The 18,386-nt window shown below is 39.2% G+C and carries 14 protein-coding genes; 11 read left to right on the top strand and 3 right to left on the bottom strand.

All coding sequences use genetic code 11. From position 1 onward, the window contains the following. Positions 1-45: 45 nt before the first annotated feature. Both Q4534_RS11670 and Q4534_RS11665 read right to left on the bottom strand, forming a co-directional pair. Entirely contained in the window at positions 46-3,480 is a 3,435-nt protein-coding gene (locus Q4534_RS11670; RefSeq protein WP_303613354.1) for a ThuA domain-containing protein, read from the bottom strand. A gap of 126 nt (positions 3,481-3,606) precedes the next feature. Then, on the bottom strand, positions 3,607-4,476 hold the full coding sequence (locus tag Q4534_RS11665) for a UbiA family prenyltransferase (protein ID WP_303613353.1): 870 nt from the start codon (positions 4,474-4,476) through the stop codon (positions 3,607-3,609). A gap of 86 nt (positions 4,477-4,562) precedes the next feature. Here Q4534_RS11665 and Q4534_RS11660 point away from each other — a divergent pair, with 86 nt between their 5' ends. From Q4534_RS11660 to Q4534_RS11650, 3 genes are read left to right on the top strand one after another with little or no spacing between them, the layout of a single operon-like run. After that, on the top strand, positions 4,563-5,642 hold the full coding sequence (locus tag Q4534_RS11660; RefSeq protein ID WP_303613352.1) for a type III polyketide synthase: 1,080 nt from the start codon (positions 4,563-4,565) through the stop codon (positions 5,640-5,642). Beyond that, entirely contained in the window at positions 5,639-6,346 is a 708-nt protein-coding gene (locus Q4534_RS11655) for a methyltransferase domain-containing protein (RefSeq protein ID WP_303613351.1), read from the top strand. Before Q4534_RS11660 ends, Q4534_RS11655 begins: the two co-directional genes overlap by 4 nt. Before the next feature lie 48 nt (positions 6,347-6,394). Next, positions 6,395-7,258, top strand: coding sequence for a mechanosensitive ion channel family protein (locus Q4534_RS11650; RefSeq protein ID WP_303613350.1), 864 nt, complete (start codon positions 6,395-6,397; stop codon positions 7,256-7,258). Positions 7,259-7,389: 131 nt separating this feature from the next. Here Q4534_RS11650 and Q4534_RS11645 read toward each other — a convergent pair whose 3' ends face one another. Further along, positions 7,390-8,190: a hypothetical protein gene (locus tag Q4534_RS11645; RefSeq protein ID WP_303613349.1), complete on the bottom strand. Its 801-nt coding sequence runs from the start codon at positions 8,188-8,190 to the stop codon at positions 7,390-7,392. Positions 8,191-8,729: 539 nt separating this feature from the next. Here Q4534_RS11645 and Q4534_RS11640 point away from each other — a divergent pair. The 8 genes from Q4534_RS11640 to Q4534_RS11605 all read left to right on the top strand — a co-directional run bounded on the left by Q4534_RS11640 (position 8,730) and on the right by Q4534_RS11605 (position 18,383). Then, positions 8,730-11,111 (top strand): TonB-dependent receptor, encoded by a 2,382-nt coding sequence (locus tag Q4534_RS11640; protein ID WP_303613348.1) that lies wholly within the window; start codon positions 8,730-8,732, stop codon positions 11,109-11,111. Continuing rightward, complete coding sequence (locus tag Q4534_RS11635; RefSeq protein ID WP_303613347.1) at positions 11,111-12,244, top strand: PepSY domain-containing protein; 1,134 nt, start codon at positions 11,111-11,113, stop codon at positions 12,242-12,244. The genes Q4534_RS11640 and Q4534_RS11635 overlap by 1 nt, the downstream gene beginning before the upstream one ends. Positions 12,245-12,640: 396 nt before the next feature. Then, positions 12,641-15,013: a TonB-dependent receptor gene (locus Q4534_RS11630; protein ID WP_303613346.1), complete on the top strand. Its 2,373-nt coding sequence runs from the start codon at positions 12,641-12,643 to the stop codon at positions 15,011-15,013. 14 nt (positions 15,014-15,027) lie between these two features. Further along, positions 15,028-16,260 carry a DUF4374 domain-containing protein gene (locus Q4534_RS11625; protein ID WP_303613345.1) on the top strand — a complete coding sequence of 411 codons (1,233 nt, stop codon included), beginning with the start codon at positions 15,028-15,030 and terminating at the stop codon, positions 16,258-16,260. Positions 16,261-16,534: 274 nt separating this feature from the next. Further along, positions 16,535-16,864 (top strand): DUF6686 family protein, encoded by a 330-nt coding sequence (locus Q4534_RS11620; RefSeq protein ID WP_303613344.1) that lies wholly within the window; start codon positions 16,535-16,537, stop codon positions 16,862-16,864. A 10-nt stretch (positions 16,865-16,874) separates the two neighbouring features. After that, positions 16,875-17,564 carry a hypothetical protein gene (locus Q4534_RS11615; protein WP_303613343.1) on the top strand — a complete coding sequence of 230 codons (690 nt, stop codon included), beginning with the start codon at positions 16,875-16,877 and terminating at the stop codon, positions 17,562-17,564. A 196-nt stretch (positions 17,565-17,760) separates the two neighbouring features. Beyond that, on the top strand, positions 17,761-18,087 hold the full coding sequence (locus Q4534_RS11610) for a hypothetical protein (protein ID WP_303613342.1): 327 nt from the start codon (positions 17,761-17,763) through the stop codon (positions 18,085-18,087). A gap of 2 nt (positions 18,088-18,089) precedes the next feature. Continuing rightward, a complete protein-coding gene (locus Q4534_RS11605) occupies positions 18,090-18,383 on the top strand; it encodes a hypothetical protein (RefSeq protein ID WP_303613341.1) in 294 nt (97 codons plus the stop codon). The last annotated feature ends 3 nt before the right edge of the window (positions 18,384-18,386 follow it).

The raw sequence follows: 18,386 nt of genomic DNA, 5'->3' as shown, positions 1-18,386 counted from the left end.
AGGCCTGTAAATTTATATTTACAGGCCTTTTAGAAGAAAGAGGATTTACTTGCTGACCATTTCCATTGATAGAATGGCCATATTTACTGTTTCGTTTTCATTCAAAGCTTCTGTAACGATGTATAGATCTTGAAAATCTTCTTTTACATTATCATTGAATTTTAAAACTACTTTTTGGGTATTGGCGCCTTCTTCGCCACTTTTCCTTACCACCATTTGACCAATGACTTCTCCTTCTGATCCACCGGATCGGGCTTCAATTTGGTAACCATAATCAAAAGGCCGTTGAGCGCTTACCATAAAGTTTATACCTTCTAACCCTGTAAGATCAATGTTTTGAAGCATAAAATAGCCTTTGCCTAATGGAGAGGTGATGATCTGTTGACCATTTATCTCCATAGAATTATAAGCATAGGTGGCATCTAGCTCCCCTAAGTTGATGTTATTGTTGCGAAGGAAAACAGTTTTCGAAGTACTAAGTGGTTTGATATTGTTTCCTCCCTTATCGGTAAAACTTGCATTCAGTAGCATCACTCCGTTATTGGCAAGTTTTTTACCTTGAAGTGGATCCAGTTCACCCTTTGCAGGAAGGCTAGGTTCCTGATCATCCTTGCCATCTAAAGAAAGAACAAAAGCAACGATTTTTCTTGCATCTCCTTCTTTTAAAGTAGGATTGGCCGGCATCATCGTTTCCCCCCATACACCTGAACCACCTTTGATAATTTTGTTGATCAACATGTCCACCGCTTCCGGTGAATCCGCATACTTTTTGGCCACATCGGTATATCCGGGACCAACAGATTTACCATCAATTTGGTGACAACTTTTACATGTCAAAGACTCCATCAAACTTTTACCGGCCATGGCTTCAGACATGACTTGGTGACCCAAGGCTGCTTCCGCTTTATCAAAACCTTCGATATAATCGGCAGAGAGGTAAAGTGATGAAAGGTCTTCACCTACGGTAGGGTCGTCCGGATCAGTGACTGTGACTTCATAATTTACTTTTTGGTTGGGGAAGTAAAAGCTTCCATTTCCTTCAAAAGTAACATTAATGCTTGGGGCAATATTTCCTGCATAAACATTGATCGTATTGCTCGTTGCGGTCTTGTTTTCACTGTCTTTTACCGTTACTGAAATATCATAATCGCCTTGTTTTTCATAAGTGTAGGATATTTCCGGTGCTGTGGTCTCTTTGGTCTCGCCATTTCCTAAATCCCAAGTATAACTTAGGGCATCATTTTCAGGATCAGTTGCAGCAACCTTTACGGTTATATCCAAAGGTAAGCTTCCTGATGTTTTGTCTGCAGTAATTGATGCGATAACCGGTGACCGGTTTCCTGCATTGTATTCAATTACTGAAAGGGCTGCATCTGCATTTGCACTGAACCAGCCTTTTCCATATTCAAGGAGGTAGAGTTTACCATTTGGACCCAACTCCATGTCAATTAGTGCATTGTGCCTAACTTCCTCCATAAAGGGTTCCATTTTTTGGTAATCCCCATTTTCATCCATGGTTACTACCTTTATCCAACCCCTAATCCAGTCATAGATAAATAGTTTGCCATCATAATATTCCGGTAACCCACCTCCGTTAGGAAATAAGTCTGAATAATAAACAGGACCTGCCATAGCATTTCTTCCTCCTGTTCCCACTTCAGGAAAGGCTTCTGATTCTACATATGGATAATAAATGAATGCGGGCTGAGCAGGAGGTAACTCCTTAATTCCGGTATTGTTTCTGGAGTTATTGACAGGTTTATTGGGGTCAAACTCTTTACCTGTTTCTCCGGTATCAAAATTAAAGGCATTGTAAGGATAATTGTTACCTACAAAGAAAGGCCAGCCAAAATAACCTGCTTCTTTTGCTTGGTTAACTTCATCATATCCCCTAGATCCTCTTTCTCCAAACTTGTCTTCTCGTGCATCAGGACCTACCTCACCCCAATACAAAAAGCCGGTTTTCTTATCAACTGAAATTCGGTAAGGGTTCCTGTTCCCTTGAACATATATTTCAGGTCTGGTTTTTTCTGTTCCTTCAGGATAAAGATTCCCTTCTGGAATGCTGTAAGAACCATCTTCATTTACTTTAATCCTAAGGATTTTTCCTCTCAAATCATTGGAGTTACCTGAAGACCTTGCTGCATCATATTGCTCAAAACCCGGTCTATCATCCAAAGGACCATAGCCTTGTAGGGTGTATTTTTGATCCGGTTGATTAAATGGTGTGGAATTATCCCCTGCAGAAACGTAAAGTAGACCATCACCATCAAAAGCAATTGATCCACCTGTATGGCAGCAAATTCCCCTCTGAGAATAAAATTGGAGGATTACTTGTTCAGAATCCATGTCCCAGGAATCATTCTCAAACTTAAATCTTGAAAGTCTGTTTACCGATTCATCTGTTGGACTATAAAAAACATATATCCAATGGTTATTTTCAAAGTCAGGATCAACCTGGATACCCATTAGTCCTTCCTCTGCATTGACCTTAGGTACATCTGTTTTCCAATATACATCCAGATGGGCAACTTTATTAACTTCACTGCTGCCATTTTTGTAAAGCAAAACTTCTCCCCTTCTTTGGGAAACCAGGATATCTAAATTTGGTAAAATAGCCATTTCAGTAGGCTCTTTGAACTGACCCATTACCAAGTTTACTTTCTCGAAACGGTCCGCATCGGGAACAGGTTTGCTGGTAGCATTGGCATAATTTAATTTCTTATTCTCCCCAATGGCATATTTAATTCCCTCCAAAAGGTGGTTTAAAAAGAGTTCTTCCTTATAAGCCGCTCGGGTGTGGCCGCCCCCGGTGTAAAATGCCCGACCACCATCGTATTCGTGGTACCAGGCGATAGGGTGATCTCCCATATTTGATCCTCCTTGATAACTGTTTTCATCCAAAGAGATCAAAACGTTCACATCAGGGTTGAAATTTTTGTAGCTGTACCACTCATCCGTTCTCTTCCATGTTTCAGGAAGAAACGAAGTGGTGCTATTATTTTTGTCAATGATTTTTAGCGCTCCCTCCTGCACATTGGGATGAGGGTCATTCATTCCGGGATGATCTGTAAAATAGCCGCCAACCATTTTACCATACCAATCCCAACCGTATTCAGTATCTGCGGCTGAATGGACGCCTACGAAACCACCACCTGCTTGGATGTATCGCTCAAATTCCGCCTGCTGGGCGTTATTAAGGACATCGCCTGTGGTATTGAGGAAAATTACAGAACTGTATTCCTTTAAAATTTCTTCGGTAAACATCTTCGCATTGGTAGTGGTGTCTACCACAATGCCGTTTTGTTTTCCTAAATTGATAATTGCTTGATTTCCATCCGGTATGGATTCATGGTAAAACCCATTGGTTTTTGAAAAAACGAGTACTTTTGGTTCTCCGGGTCTACTGGTACAAGCTCCCAGTAGGAACATTGCAAATATAAGGGCACAAAATCCCTTCATGACACTATTTTTGGACATAGGTTGATTTTTATTTTGCAGCAATATAATGAATATCTTTTTTTGACTAGACCATTAAGAGAAATAATAAAGCATATTGTATTATAGACAATAATTTTTATCCTTTTAAGGTGCAAATTGAATCACTTATTGGGCAAAAAAATAATAAATAAAAAAAAAGTTTAGGCAGGTGGATGAGACTTTGTTCATGGTCATTGCCATGGTATGATTGGCATATTGGTTCTGGTCTTTTAATACAAGACTAAACCAATATATAAAATACACCACCAAGGGTATGGTTGCGCCAAGAAACCATGGGATTGCCCAGCTTTGACCAATGCTGATAAAATACCAAAGAAAGGCCATCCCTGCCACTAGAAACCAGATTGATGCAAAATAAAACGTTCCAATCTTCCCTAATTTTAAACTTAAGGTGATGTCCCCTCTTTTGAGGTCTTCTTCATGTTGGTATACTTGGGTAAGTGGATAGGAGCCCAATAACAATAAAGTAGTAAATAGCGCAGGAAGTAATAAATCCGTTTGTAGGAGTAAATCTAGTCCGCCAGCTTCAAAGCCAATCAGACACATTAGAAAAGTAAAAGCCCCCTGAAATACTCCGGCAGTAAGCCAACTTAAATAGGGATATTTTTTTAATCGTACAGATGGATGACTGTAGGCCATGGAAACCAATCCATAAAGGAGCACCATTAGGAAAAAGGCTACATTGATAAATAGGGCGCCTATCAAGGACAACCCAAAGAAAGTTAGGGAAAGGTAATAAAGACCAATGGTTACCTTTTTAGGATTTTTAAGCCCGCCGATACTTTTTTCATCTTTGTCATAATAACTATTGTAGCCATTGCTGGAGGGGTAAAGGAATAAATGCAGAATAATGCCTACGGTTACGATATTGTCAATTGATGCTTGCGTTGTAGAAGAAAGTCCAAACCAGAAAACAGGCATGAGGTAATAAGAAAATGGAATTCGAAGGTGTTCCCAACTGGACTTTTTAAACATAATGGTATTGCGCGGTAACAATTCGCTTTGTCATTGGTTTTTACTTAACTTGAAATGTACAATAAACTAAAGCTAAACTAAAATCAATGAAGAGCCAAATAAAGAGCATTGGGCTTTCGAGTCCCGGCAAACCCATCCAACAAGAATTGATTTGTAGTTTTATGCAAAAAGCACACGACCTAGACGCCCAAGAAAGCAGAAAATTGGCCTATGTATATAGGAAATCAGGCATAGCTCAACGATACAGTGCCTTAGAGGATTTTAGGTTTAGTAATGCCGAGGATTTTCGGTTTTTTCCAAATAATAAACTTTTGGAACCTTTTCCCACTACGGATTGCCGGATGGAAGTATTTAGAAGAGTAGCCCCTCAATTGGCAAGCGAGGCCATTGAAAAATGCCTAAAAAAAAGCAAGCTTGAACCAAAACAAATCACACATTTAATCTTGATTTCCTGTACCGGAATGTATGCTCCAGGGGTAGAAATGGATATAATTGAGAGCATGGGCTTTGCTAGTAATGTAGAACGATATGCCATTCATTTTATGGGCTGTTATGCGGCTTTCAATGGGATAAAAATGGCAGATAGGATCTGTAAAAGTGAGCCTTCTGCCAAAGTTTTGGTCTTGAGTGTGGAATTGTGTACCATCCATTTCCAGAAAGAATACAATGAAGACAATATTCTTGCCAATGCACTTTTTGGAGATGGGGCAGCAGCTGTATTAATAGAGCAAGGTGAACAAGGCTTACAAATAGAAGATTATGGATCCAATATTATTCCTGATGGTGCGGACGATATGGCATGGGCCATCGGCAACTTTGGATTTCAGATGAAGCTGAGTAAATACATTCCAGGACTATTAGAGAAAGGGATCAAGCAGTTTTCGGAAGGTATGGAGAAAAAATTTGGTTTGTCAGGCATCAAACATTTTGCCATCCATCCGGGAGGGAAGCAAATATTGAATAAGGTAGAGGCTGCTTTCGGTATAGAAGAGCGTCAAAACAAACACTCCCACCAAATTTTAAAGGACTTTGGGAATATGTCTTCTGTAACAATATTGTTTGTCTTGGAAGCGATTTTAAGGGATACCACTATTCATGGCAAGGTATTGGCACTGGGATTTGGACCCGGCTTGACCTTGGAAAGCTTATTAATAAGTAAATCATGAATAAATTCTTGCGAAGAAGTGAAGAGAAAGAATTGATGGATGACCTTGACTGTAGTGGTTGGGTGCTAGCCCAAACGCTGAAAGAACTAAGGTTAATCAATAAACTTTTGGGAGGCAATAGGGTAACTACTTCAGGGCTTAGACTTTTAATGAATTCATCCGAAAATGAATCATTTACCCTTGCCGATTTGGGTTGTGGTGGTGGGGACATGGCCATCCACATTAAAAAATGGGCGATTAAAAACAGAATAAGTTTAAATATTCTTGGAGTAGATGCCAATCCAAATATTATAGCCTTTGCAAGAGAGCGGGTGGAGAAGGAAAACTTGGCCATAGATTTTGTTGAAGCCAACGTATTTAATCCGGTATTTTTAAAGGTTCCTGTAGACATTCAAACTTGTACTTTATTTACCCATCATTTTACTTCTGAAGAGTTGGTGGTAATACTTAAAAACCTTAAAAGGCAAACTAAGCTGGGGTTTGTAATCAACGATTTACACCGACATTTTTTGGCTTATTATTCAATTAAGTGGCTTACCAAAATTTTTTCAAAATCAAAGATGGTAAAAAACGATGCACCTGTTTCAGTACTGAGGTCATTTACAAAAGAGGATTGGGAGGATATTTTAAAGGCCTCCGGGATAGATCATTATAAAATTTCATGGCATTGGGCCTTTAGATGGCAAGTTATTTGCTGGGTTTGAGATTATTATTTTGAAATTTTAATAAAATCTTTAAAAATCACTTAAATTATGGAATTTGATACCAATTCTTTGGAAGGGATAATCCAAAGTGCAACACCACTCGTTCTGGAGGCTTTAAAAAGTATATTTATTGCTTTAATTGTTTACCTGGTCGGTAAATGGGTAATCGGTTTGGCGATGAAGGCATTGACAAAAGTTTTTAATAAATCGGATTTAGATGCATCCTTAACCAGTTTTTTGAAAAGCTTTGTAAGGGGCTTGCTTTATGTGTTGCTGATTTTGGCGGTGCTTGCCACCTTGGGCGTTGAGGTCACTGCATTTGTTGCAATACTTGGTGCGGCAGGTTTGGCTGTTGGTTTAGCACTTCAAGGTTCATTGGCTAATTTTGCCGGTGGAGTTCTAATTTTAGTATTCAAACCCTTTAAAATAGGTGATACGGTAGAGGCACAAGGGACACTTGGTTCAGTGGAAAAAATTGATATTCTCTATACCACCATCAGGCAATTTGATAATAAGGTAGTTACAGTTCCAAATGGAAATTTAGCGAACAACAACATAACTAATTTCTCTGAAAAGCCTACACGAAGAGTGGAGATGGCTGTTGGAGTAGCTTATGGGACAGATTTAAGGTTGACTAGAAAAATAATCCTTGATACCTTAAAGAAGGATGAGAGAATTCATGCAGATCCTGCGCCTGCGGTGTATTTTACTAATTTTGGAGACAACTCTTTAGATTTATCCGTGAGATGCTGGTCAAATGCCGGTGACTTATGGCCGGTCTTTTGGGACAATATGGAAAACATTAAAGAGTCCTTAGAAGAGAACAATATTGAGGTACCATTTCCTCAACGAGATGTGCATCATTTCTTTCCCGAAGGAAATATTGAATTAAAAAATGTAGAAAAAAAATAAGGAAAAAATGCCGGAGTCTCAGTTACTACCAAGTTTTTGAGACTCCGGGCAAACCCTACATTAAAAAATAACCAACTATCTACAATCAATCTTCCTCACAACAAAATAAAATACTAAAAGTAAGAAAAGGCCTATAATGAGCTACATCCACTGGATTCAAAGCTCTTTATTGTGCTTTTATCAGCCTTACTGCTGATTTGTAAACTTCCTTCTATCGGATTAAATGATCCCAACGCTATGCATTCTTGCATATATTTTAAAGGCTGAACTATTTCAAAGGTGGTTGTGCTGTAATTTTCAGCAGCTAGTGAGCCACTGCCTTTTAAATAAATTCTGAAACCTTCTGTTTCATTTGACAACTCCAGTTCCCTGAAATAGTTTTGATTCACAGTAAAAGTCTGTGCATCTGTATTTACTATTTTAAAATCTTTCATCGATGAAGAGAATTTTAATTTCCTCTCCGTCGCATCATAGCCTAAGTTTTCTAAGGTCTTTTCGCCTTGCAATTTCCTTCCGTCTACTGAAAAGTCTTCAAAACTAACTGTAAGTAGACTACCTTTGCTTAAAAAGTTATCGGTGTATCTGACCGTCAATGCTCCTTTTTTCTCTAAACCTCCTGCACTTAAGCAACCGGAACCAAAATCTACACTGATTTGACCATTTTTATCGTCTCTGGTAATCACTGTTCCAGGACAAGTCATCTCATCTAGCAACGGCAAGAGTCGTTGCTGACTTAAGTCTTGTTGTAAGGTGGACATAATCATCAAGTCCACTTCTTCCATTAAACCCATCATTTCAGAAATTTCATCTGAAGAGATCCCTTTGTTAACTGCTGTCATGTCCTCCTCCAGATCAGACGTTACGCAAGAGACAGCCGAAATAAGCATGGCAATTGCGAAGGTGTTGATCAAATATTTTTTCGGATTATTCATGACAAAATGGATACTAAATCGTATACTTTATTACTTTGTTTTCGAAATGTACTTCTGTAAAATTTTAATTACTAATAAAAAACCAACTTTTTGACTATTATAATTAACAAAGCATATATTTAGTTTTGAAAAGCAAAAAATACTATATAACTGAAGTTATTGCTTGTTAAATGTTTTTAGGTTCTTGAAAAATGTATTTGAAAACACAAAAGGGTAGGTTTTTTGGCTGAATATCACATAAAACCTTGATTTAAATGGCTTTGCCCTGTTTGTGTCGCAGAATTTTGTTTGATGGTTATTTGAAAGTAGCCGATCTTAATTTAGTTGGTTTTTCACTTAAAACTTATTGTTACCTAGCTGTTTAAATTTAATTATGCTCTTGAGATACAAACATAGGATTGACGCTAGAAATAAGTGAACAGTTAAGCTTGATTTCCCTTTTTCCTTACAAAATGGACTAAACTCTTTTATTTAGATTAATTCCATATAGTCTTGTTTAGAATCATTACAGTTAGTACGTTTGTGAAAATATTTAACTCATGAAACATAACATTTTACTAACGATAGGATTAATATTATTTGTGTCCAATATAGCCTTCGGCCAAAAGGCGAGTATTTATGGGGTAGTCACTACTTCAGACGGACAAGCTCTTGAATATGTTAATGTTGGAATTGTAGGCCTGGCAAAGGGAACCATCACTGAAAGGAACGGAGGTTTTGAAATCGGTAATATCAGCCCTGGTGAATACACTGTGTTCGCCTCCTTTATAGGGGCAGAGAGACAAGAACAAACCATCCAATTGGCTGCCGGTGAAAGATTGGCCATGAAATTTTCCCTTCAAGAATCGGCATCTGATTTGGCAGAGGTTATCGTTACGGATATCGGAACCAACCGTTTGTATGCCGACAGTGTGTTTACCGTTGCAAAATTGCCTTTAACAGACTTGCAAAACCCGCAGGTTTACAATTCCATTTCTTCACGTCTGCTGAAGGAACAAGTTGTTACCAATATGAATGATGCCCTTAAAAATGCTACCGGAGTGTCACGACTTTGGCAATCAACCGGGCGAGGGGGAGATGGTGCTGAATACTATTCCATGCGTGGATTCTCTGTGCAACCTACAATGGTCAATGGCATGCCAAGTCTCAATAATGGAGGTCTTGATCCGGCAAATATAGAACGAGTAGATGTAATTAAAGGGCCCTCAGGTACTTTATTTGGCAGTTCGGTAATCTCTTATGGTGGGCTAATTAATATTACCACCAAGCGTCCCATGGATAGTTTCAAAGGAGAATTAGGCTGGGTTACCGGAAGTTATGGTTTAAATAGGCTTACGGCTGATATTAATACTCCGCTTAATGAGCTGTCTGCCTTTCGGGTCAATATGGCTTACCAAAATAGCAACACCTTTCAGGATGCCGGTGGAGCAGAATCTTTTTTTATTGCGCCATCTTTTAAATTTAAAGCTTCTGAAAAGCTTTCCTTTTTGATCAACACAGAATTTTTAAAAACCAAATCTGTAAACGCACCTATGTTGTTTTTAAACAGGTCAAATCCCATTACCTTTTCAGAGATAGACCTTTTTGAAAAAAACTATGATCGATCTTTTACCGGTAATGAATTAGGAATGAACAATACTTCCTATGGATTGCAGGCCCAAGCACTTTATAAAATCACCAATGACTGGACTTCCCAAACTGTCGTTTCTCGAAGTTCAACAAAGACGGATGGTTATTATCATTATTTGTTTGACAATAGTGATGGTGACAGCTTTACCAGATATATTTCAGACCGTAATGGTCAAACCTTGACTACGGACATTCAGCAAAACTTTATTGGTAATCTTGATATTGGATCAGTTCAGAATAACCTGGTTATCGGATTGGATTATTATCATTCTTCATTGATCAATGGAAGTACCGGTTGGGTTGGTAATGGTGTTGTTACGCTTTCAGATGGAAATGATACAGGAGTATTGACCCAGGCAGGAGTAGATGACTTGCTAAAAAATTCCTTTGAAGGGAACAGCACCGGAAACACCCGTATCATGAGTGCTTATATTTCAGATGTAGCTGAGCTGCACCCCTCTTTATCTGTAATGGCAAGTATTCGTGTCGATAACTTTAAAAGTGAAACAGGTAATTGGTCAGCAGAAGGAGCCGAATCCCAAACAGCCCTTTCACCCAAGTTTGGTATCGTATACCAACCCTTGCAAGACAAAGTTTCTGTCTTTGCCAACTATATGAATGGCTTTGTGAATGTGGCGCCCAGATCTGTAGCGGATGCAGACGGAAGCAATCAAAGGCTTCAAACCTTTTCTCCGGAAAATGCCAACCAGATCGAATTTGGCGTAAAAACCAAGCTCTATAAAGACAAGGTGGCTGCAAGGGCCAGTTATTACCATATTGATGTGAAAAACCGATTAATGACAGATCCTAATAATGTCAATAACTCTATTCAGGGTGGTCAAGTGAGGAGTCAAGGCGTTGAATTAAGTGTAATTGCGAGTCCTGTGGAAGGCCTTGATCTTGTGGCAGGTTATAGTAAAAACGATGCAGAGGTAACCCAAGATTATGCGGAAAGTGGTTATTTGGGACTAAGGCCTGAAGAAGCAGGTCCTGATCAACTTATCAATTTTTGGGCAAGTTATTCTTTTCAGTCCGGTGATTTGAAAGGATTTGGTCTTGGCTTTGGTGGGAACACTGCCAGTGAATACTTGACCATTAACAGGGCAAACATTGGTTCCTTTGCCTTGCCCGCTTATCAAGTTTTCAATGCTGCAATAAACTATACCGGCTCCCAATATCTCGTTGCCTTAAAAGTCAATAACCTTACTGATCAAAAATATTATACAGGCTGGTCTACCGTAACCCCTCAAAACCCAAGAAATGTTTCTCTGAGTTTAAACTATAGGTTTTAATGAAGTTTAAAAAAATTGTAGGAAAAATACACCTCTGGCTCGGACTTAGTTCCGGGCTCGTGGTGTTTATAGTGGCTGTTACAGGTTGTATCTATGCTTTTCAGGAAGAAATTCAAGACATGACCCAACCCTACCGCTTTGTGGAGCCGGAAAATGCTCCTGTCCTTCCCCCCACCACCATTTGGGAAAAAGCGGACCAGGCCTTTCCTGACAAACACCTACATGCGGTGCTATACCCCAGCCCAGACCGAGCAGCCCAGGCCATTTACTATAGTTTTGAAGAAAACTATTATTATTTCGTGTATGTTAACCCCTACTCCGGGGAAGTATTGAAAATAAAAGATGTTTACGCTGATTTTTTCAGAATAGTATTGGACGGACATTTTTACCTCTGGCTGCCTCCTGAAATTGGTCAACCGCTAGTAGCCTCCTTTACCCTGGTATTTCTTATTATGGTTATTTCGGGCCTAATATTATGGTGGCCAAGAAAAAAGAAAAATTTAAGCAAAAGTCTGAAAGTAAAATGGAAGGCGAGATGGAGGAGGAAAAACTATGATCTGCATCAAGTACTGGGATTTTACGTAATGGCTTTTGCTGCCATATTTGCGATTACCGGGTTGGTCTGGGGTTTTGTTTGGTTTCGTGATGCAGTGTTTTTTGTAAGTTCTGGCGGGGAAGATTATGTAGAATACTATACGCCACTTTCAGATTCAACAGCCACTTATCGGGAAACAGTTCCGCCATTGGATGCGGTCTGGCTGAAAATGCGAGAAATGTACCCCAAGGCTGAATGGATAGAAGTTCACCCTCCTGAGTTTGACCACGCTGCCATAGCTGCCAATGCAAATCCGGATGCATCTACTTACTGGAAAATGGATTACCGTTATTTTGACCAAAATACCCTCGAAGAATTACCGGTCAATCATATTTATAATCGATTTGATGAGGCTTCCATTGGGGATAAGGTAATGCGTATAAATTACGACCTTCATGTAGGGGCTATTGCGGGCCTTCCCGGCAAAATTTTAGCCTTTTTCCTGAGTGCAATTATTGCCTCATTACCTATTACCGGCTTCTTGATTTGGTGGGGAAGGAAAAATAAAAACATGCCTGTGAAAGGAAGAAACAATTAAAACCGAACCCGAGCCAAAAAACCAATGACAAAAGTTTGATGGAATACATTTAACCTAAGAACAATTGAGCAATTTTAAATTTGTATTAGCTCAAAATGCAATGGTTTAACCTTTTTTATTCCCAGATAACCCAAGATTAATGGTCTGGTATTCAATGAGCTACCTCTCAGGTTGTTTTATGCTATTAGATGGCTGAACTAAGGTCTTTACAAATTTTAATTTTTGTTAAAAAAAATGAAAATTAATCTTCAAATCATTTGGCATCTTAGTCGTCTAACCTTAGATTTGTCTTAATTTAAAATTAATCTAAATAACAATAGTGAATAAAAAGAAACCTTGCAGCGGCAACTGCAAGGTTTCAGGTAAACTACTTCCTAATTCTCCAATTAAAAAGCAATGCAATATAATAAAATATTGTCAGTAATATTTTTATGTCTTTTTTTAACTCAGTTCGGCTATTCACAAGAAGCCGATCAAATAAAAGGCACTGTTACGGATCAAGAAGGTCAGCCTATTCCGGGTGTTTTGGTTCAGATTTTGGAATTAAAAAAAGGCCTGGTTACGGAAGCTGACGGAACGTTTCGGCTACAATTGTCTTCCAACGAGGACTATACCTTGACTTTTTCTTTTTTGGGTTATGAATCCAAACAACAAATCATTTCAAAGGACCAAAGAGCCAAGAACCTTACCATTCAATTAACTGAAGCAGCCACAGATCTTCAGGAGTTTACCCTACTAGGTAAGTCAGAACTTAGCGAAATCAGGGAAAAGGCATTTAATGTAGAGGTGGTGGATGCAAGGAAGCTTCACCATACCAATCTGGATCTGGGCCATGCCTTGGACAGGGTTTCAGGAGTTAGGGTTCGAGAAAGTGGAGGTGTAGGTTCCAGAATGAATTTTTCCTTGAATGGATTTTCAGGAAAACAAGTGAAGTTTTTTATTGATGGGATTCCCATGGATGATTTCGGCTCTTCCTTTCAGTTGAACAATATTCCCATCAATCTATCAGAACGCATAGAAGTATATAAGGGTGTGGTTCCGATAGGTTTGGGGGCAGATGCTTTGGGAGGTGCTGTAAATATTGTTACTAAGAAAGTTAGGAGAAACTATGTAGACGCCTCCTACTCTTTTGGTTCTTTCAATACCCATAGGACAGTTATCAATACCGCCTTTGTTGACAAATCAGGTTTTACTGTGCAGTTCAATGCCTTTCAAAATTACTCAGACAATAATTACTGGGTGAATGTGGATGTAGCTGATATAGAAACCGGAAAATATTACCCCAACCAACGTGTGCGAAGGTTTCATGACAATTACCACAATGAGACGGTGATTACCCAAGTGGGGGTGCAAGGAAAACCCTATGCAGACAAGTTGATGCTGGGCTTAACAGCCGGTAAAAATTACGCTGAAGTTCAGACTGGGGCCAGGTTAGTATCAGTTTTTGGGGATTGGCATAGGAAGGGGACCATTCTGATGCCTACCCTCAAATACAATAAGGGCGACCTATTTACCAAAGGTTTGGATTTAAATATAAATGCCAATTATAATTTTGGTACGGAACAGAACATAGATACGGTCAATAGGCGCTACAATTGGTTTCAGCAATATAAAGAATACGAGACCGAAGGAGGAGAACGCTCCTACTCCATGTACAAGTTCAAAAACAACAATGCTGTTTTTACTGCCAATGCACATTACCAATTTGGAGACCTACATACCATAGCAGTTAGCCATGTATTCAACAGTTTTAACCGAACAGGCAGTGATGAGTTGTACCCTGAAAAAGAAATTTATGAGCAACCCAGGAAGACTTCTAAAAACATAACCGGCCTTAGTTATCAGCTAAACTGGGAAGAAAAGGGTAGTATTTCGGCTTTCTCTAAAATATACAAGCAAAGCAACTTTTTTGCTATGGCTTATAATCCTACCGGTAATTATGGTGATGTAGCTTACAGGAACAACAAAGAAACTTTTACCTATCCGGGTTATGGTGTCACCGGCTCATATTTCCTAACCGGCAATTTTCAGCTAAAGGCTTCCTTTGAAAAAAGCTATCGTTTGCCGGAACCTGAAGAGCTGTTTGGTGACATGGTAAATCTTCAGGGTAATTTAGACTTGAAACCGGAAAACAGCTACAACTACAATTTAGGCTTGAGTATTTGGAAGCAGTTGCATGCGGATCACAGGCTTGATTTTTCTGCCAATGGGTTCTATAGAGATGCCCATGATTTTATCCGGCCAAGGTTAAATAATAACCAAAGCATGCAGGTAATGGATAACCTTTACAATGTGACCAATCTGGGTGTGGAGGGTGAAATTAGGTACAGCTATGGCAACTTGATCAATGCAGGAACCAATATTACTTATCAAAATCTCAGGAACAATACAAAATATGAAGAGGGCCAGACGGTACCAAGCTTGGTGTACCGAGACCGTGTTCCCAATATGCCATACCTCTTTGGCAACGCAGATATCAATGTTCTCCTTTCCAATGCCTTTGGGAAAGGAAATGACTTGGCCTTGGGCTATAATTTGCTTTATGTGCATGCTTTTTACCTGTATTGGCCAAGCTTAGGGGCTGAGAAGTTCGATGTTCCAATGCAACTTTCCCACGATTTAAGTGCCACTTATACCACAGGGGCTAAAGGCAAGCTACAGTTGGTAGCTGAGTGCAGAAACCTTTTCGATAAAGTCCTCTATGATAATTTTAGCTTACAAAAACCCGGGAGAAGTTTTTCGGGGAAAATCAGATATTTTATATACTAATTCTTACTAAACATATGAAAACCAACCGTAATTATTTATTAGCCTGCATGATCGCATTGGTCATAAGCTTGATCAGTTGTGAAACCACTCCTACTTCAGAAGGCCCCCCTGTAGTTGCCGGAGAAAGTCGTTACATTATCGCCTCTACGCCTATGGCTTCAGATGGAGTTGCGGATTATTTGTTGACTGCAGAAAGCCTAACCGAAGGAACGGTTAGTACACTGGGAAATGGTGTGGAGCAGGACGGAACTTACCGATATTATGTTACCCACAATAACAAGTTCTTTAGTATGCTATATGGGCAGGGGAATCCCGGAGCGGTGACCACCTATGAGCTTGATGCAAATGGAAGCCTTGTGAAAAAATCCGATTTTCAATCAGAAACGGTACAGGCCTTCGGACCTATGGATGATGATATCGTAATGGTGAAAATTTCTAGAGGTGATGAACCTATGGCCTCTTGGTACCGGCTAGACACCGAACAACTCCAGATCGTGGATGATGGACAATGGAACCAAGAAGAAATAGCAAACAATGGAGAAAGGGCTTTCTTTTCTTGGGTTTCTCAAGTGGGAGACAAATTATTTGCTCCGTATTTTAGTATCAAAGCATGTTGCAACGACACCTTCGGGACTTCCTATCCTGACAGCGCTTATATTGCTGTTTTCGATTATCCGAGCATGGAGTTAAATACTGTAATTAAGGACAACAGAACCAGTTTTATCGGACGCTATTTTCTTTCTGGCTTGGAGGTCGATGAAAAAGGAGATGCTTACGCTTTTTCAGGCTCCATAGCTACTTCCAATGGCGAAATGACCAGCACTTTGCCTTCTGCATTTACAAGAATCAAAAATGGGGAATTGGCCTTTGACCAATCTTACTATTTCAATGTGGAAGAGTTGGCAGATGACTACTATATCACTGCAAAAACCTATGCGGGAAATGGAAAATTTATTTTAACCATGAAGGAGGAAAAAGGAGCTTATTCTACAGGGAATCGCTTCGGAATCGCCGATGTGTATAACAAAACATTTACCTGGGTGTCAGGTGCTCCCACAGAAGAAGAGATAGTCAATGTGACAATTAATAATTACTCCACCCTAAATGGAAAAGCCTATATCGGAATTACGACAGATACGGGCAGCTGGGTTTATGAGTTTGACGCAATTTCCGCCACAGCCACTCAAGGCTTGAAGGTTGAAGGAGGAAGAATAACCGCCATTAGCCATTTAGACCCTGCGGAATAATGGAATTAAGTCCTGGGTGGATTGTCCTAATGTCTCGGCCGGCAGATGTGGCAAATAAACCCAGGCCCAATTTAAATAAGGTGCAATAACCTAATCAATTGAACCCAAACTAAAGGAAAAGAAGCGGAATTCATAGGCTGCGTTCACGAGTCATTATGGGGACAAAAGTCGCTGAGCTATAAATTTTCTACTGCCATAATTTTGGTTGGGTAGGCTATGAAAACTATTACGATTAAAGAAATAGAGCAATTTTCAATCGCTAAACAACTGTGGAATGTCAACATGTAAAACGGAAGTAATCTATCAAAACCGCGATTTAATATTCACCAAATGTGTGGACTGTTGTAGGATGGGTTTAATGTATCACCAAGTTATGATTGGCTTTGATGAGGTAAATTTTGCGGCCTTTATTAGGTATTTGAAACAGATAGATTTTGACTATTACAAATTTCCTTGCATGGATGGTATCGATAGGGTAATTATTGAAACTTATCATCAAGACATTCAATTTTCATTTTCAGAAGAAGAGTTCTATCATTTGAAAGCATGTGCAATAGAGGCCAATGAGCAACTTGAATTGATAGAAATGATTCGAAAGCTTTAATAAAATAAATATGAAAAATACATCTATAAAATCATTGGTTTTGAGTTTGCTGTTTGGCCTGCTGGTTAGCAGCCTTCATGCTCATGCATTGTGGATCCATACATCGGCCACTACAGAGTTGGGAAAAACACATGCCTTTAAGGTTTACTATGCAGACTATCATGAAGATGCCATCGAAGATGTTGCAGATTGGTATTCTGATGTAAAGGATTTTGAGCTCTGGTTAATCAGTCCATCCGGTAAGCGAAGCAAGTTAAACAAAGTAGCTCGAAAGGACCATTTTGAAGGAAGCTTTGTAGCAGAAGAAAAAGGAGAATATCAATTGCAAATCAGCCATACAGCCAAAGTGCTTAAAGGAACCACCGCCTATCAATTCAATGCATCTGCTCAAGTTTGGGTAGGAAAGGACAAAGCAGACCTAACTGAACAAACGGAGCTAATGCTTAGTAGAAATCCTAAATCTTCTAAGTTTAATGTGTCCTATAAAGGGGAGCCTCTTCCTGAAGCTACCATAAATATATTGGGCCCTGACAATAATAGTCTAGACTTTACTACAGACAAAAAAGGAAAAGCCAAAGCAGACATAAATGGATCAGGTAAATACTTTGCTGAAGTAACAATGACCGAAAAACTTAAAAAAGATGATCCTTCTGGGCTTAAAGCAATATGGAAATGTGCAACACAAGTGGTTGAGATGTAATGTTTTCCAGTAAAGATAGTGGGTATTTTTTTATGTGACTTTTGAGCTAAGATCCTATATTTTTAAAACTAATTTTTTGCACCGGTACCACCATTATTGCTTCGTGGTGGTTCTGGTGTTCCTTTTTTTAGTCACAAGTGACAAGTGGTCACGTGTTTTAGTCTTGTAAACCATAGAAACGAATAACAATATAAGAATGATTACACTCAGTACAATCTTTACCCTCTTGGGATTTGAGTTTTTTTACCAAACTTCTCAACGGGCCGTAATTTTAAGACCTGCCAATTGGGAGGCATGGTTTAGATCAAATGCGCAATTGGCCAAAAGCATAGGTAGCCTATTGATGTTGATAGGAATGCTTTTTTCCATCTATACACTGGGTTTGGGTGCAGGAATATTTGCATTTGTTTGTTCATTAATGCTGGTCGGTAGCTTGGTGGTTTTAATTTCCCCTTTGGTGTGGATCAAGACCGGCTGGATAGTAATTGGATTTGGTCTTTTGTTAATCCTAGAATTGTTTTAATCATGCCGGCCAATAAAAAACACCTCAATCCCAATTTTCTACACCGCTTTTCCAGGATTTCAGCAGGTCTTATAGGTGGGTATTTCGTTACCGTGTCTTTCTTTCTTGCGCTTTCCTATGTTTTGGATAAAGTTGCGGTGCTCTTCACTCTGGTATTTGGAGGCTTTTTACTTTGGGTAGGGCTTCTTATTGTGGCTTTTATAGCCAAAAAAGGATGGAAAATTTGGGCAATTTATCTTTTGCTCACCCTTGTTTTTTCTTCTATAGTCTATTTCTGTCAATCCTCACCCATTTAATTC

The organism is Cyclobacterium sp. 1_MG-2023 (genome assembly GCF_030546805.1).
Classification (GTDB): Bacteria; Bacteroidota; Bacteroidia; order Cytophagales; family Cyclobacteriaceae; genus Cyclobacterium.
The sequence above is the reverse complement of the archived record's forward strand: the minus strand, read 5'-3'. Positions and strand labels throughout refer to the sequence as shown.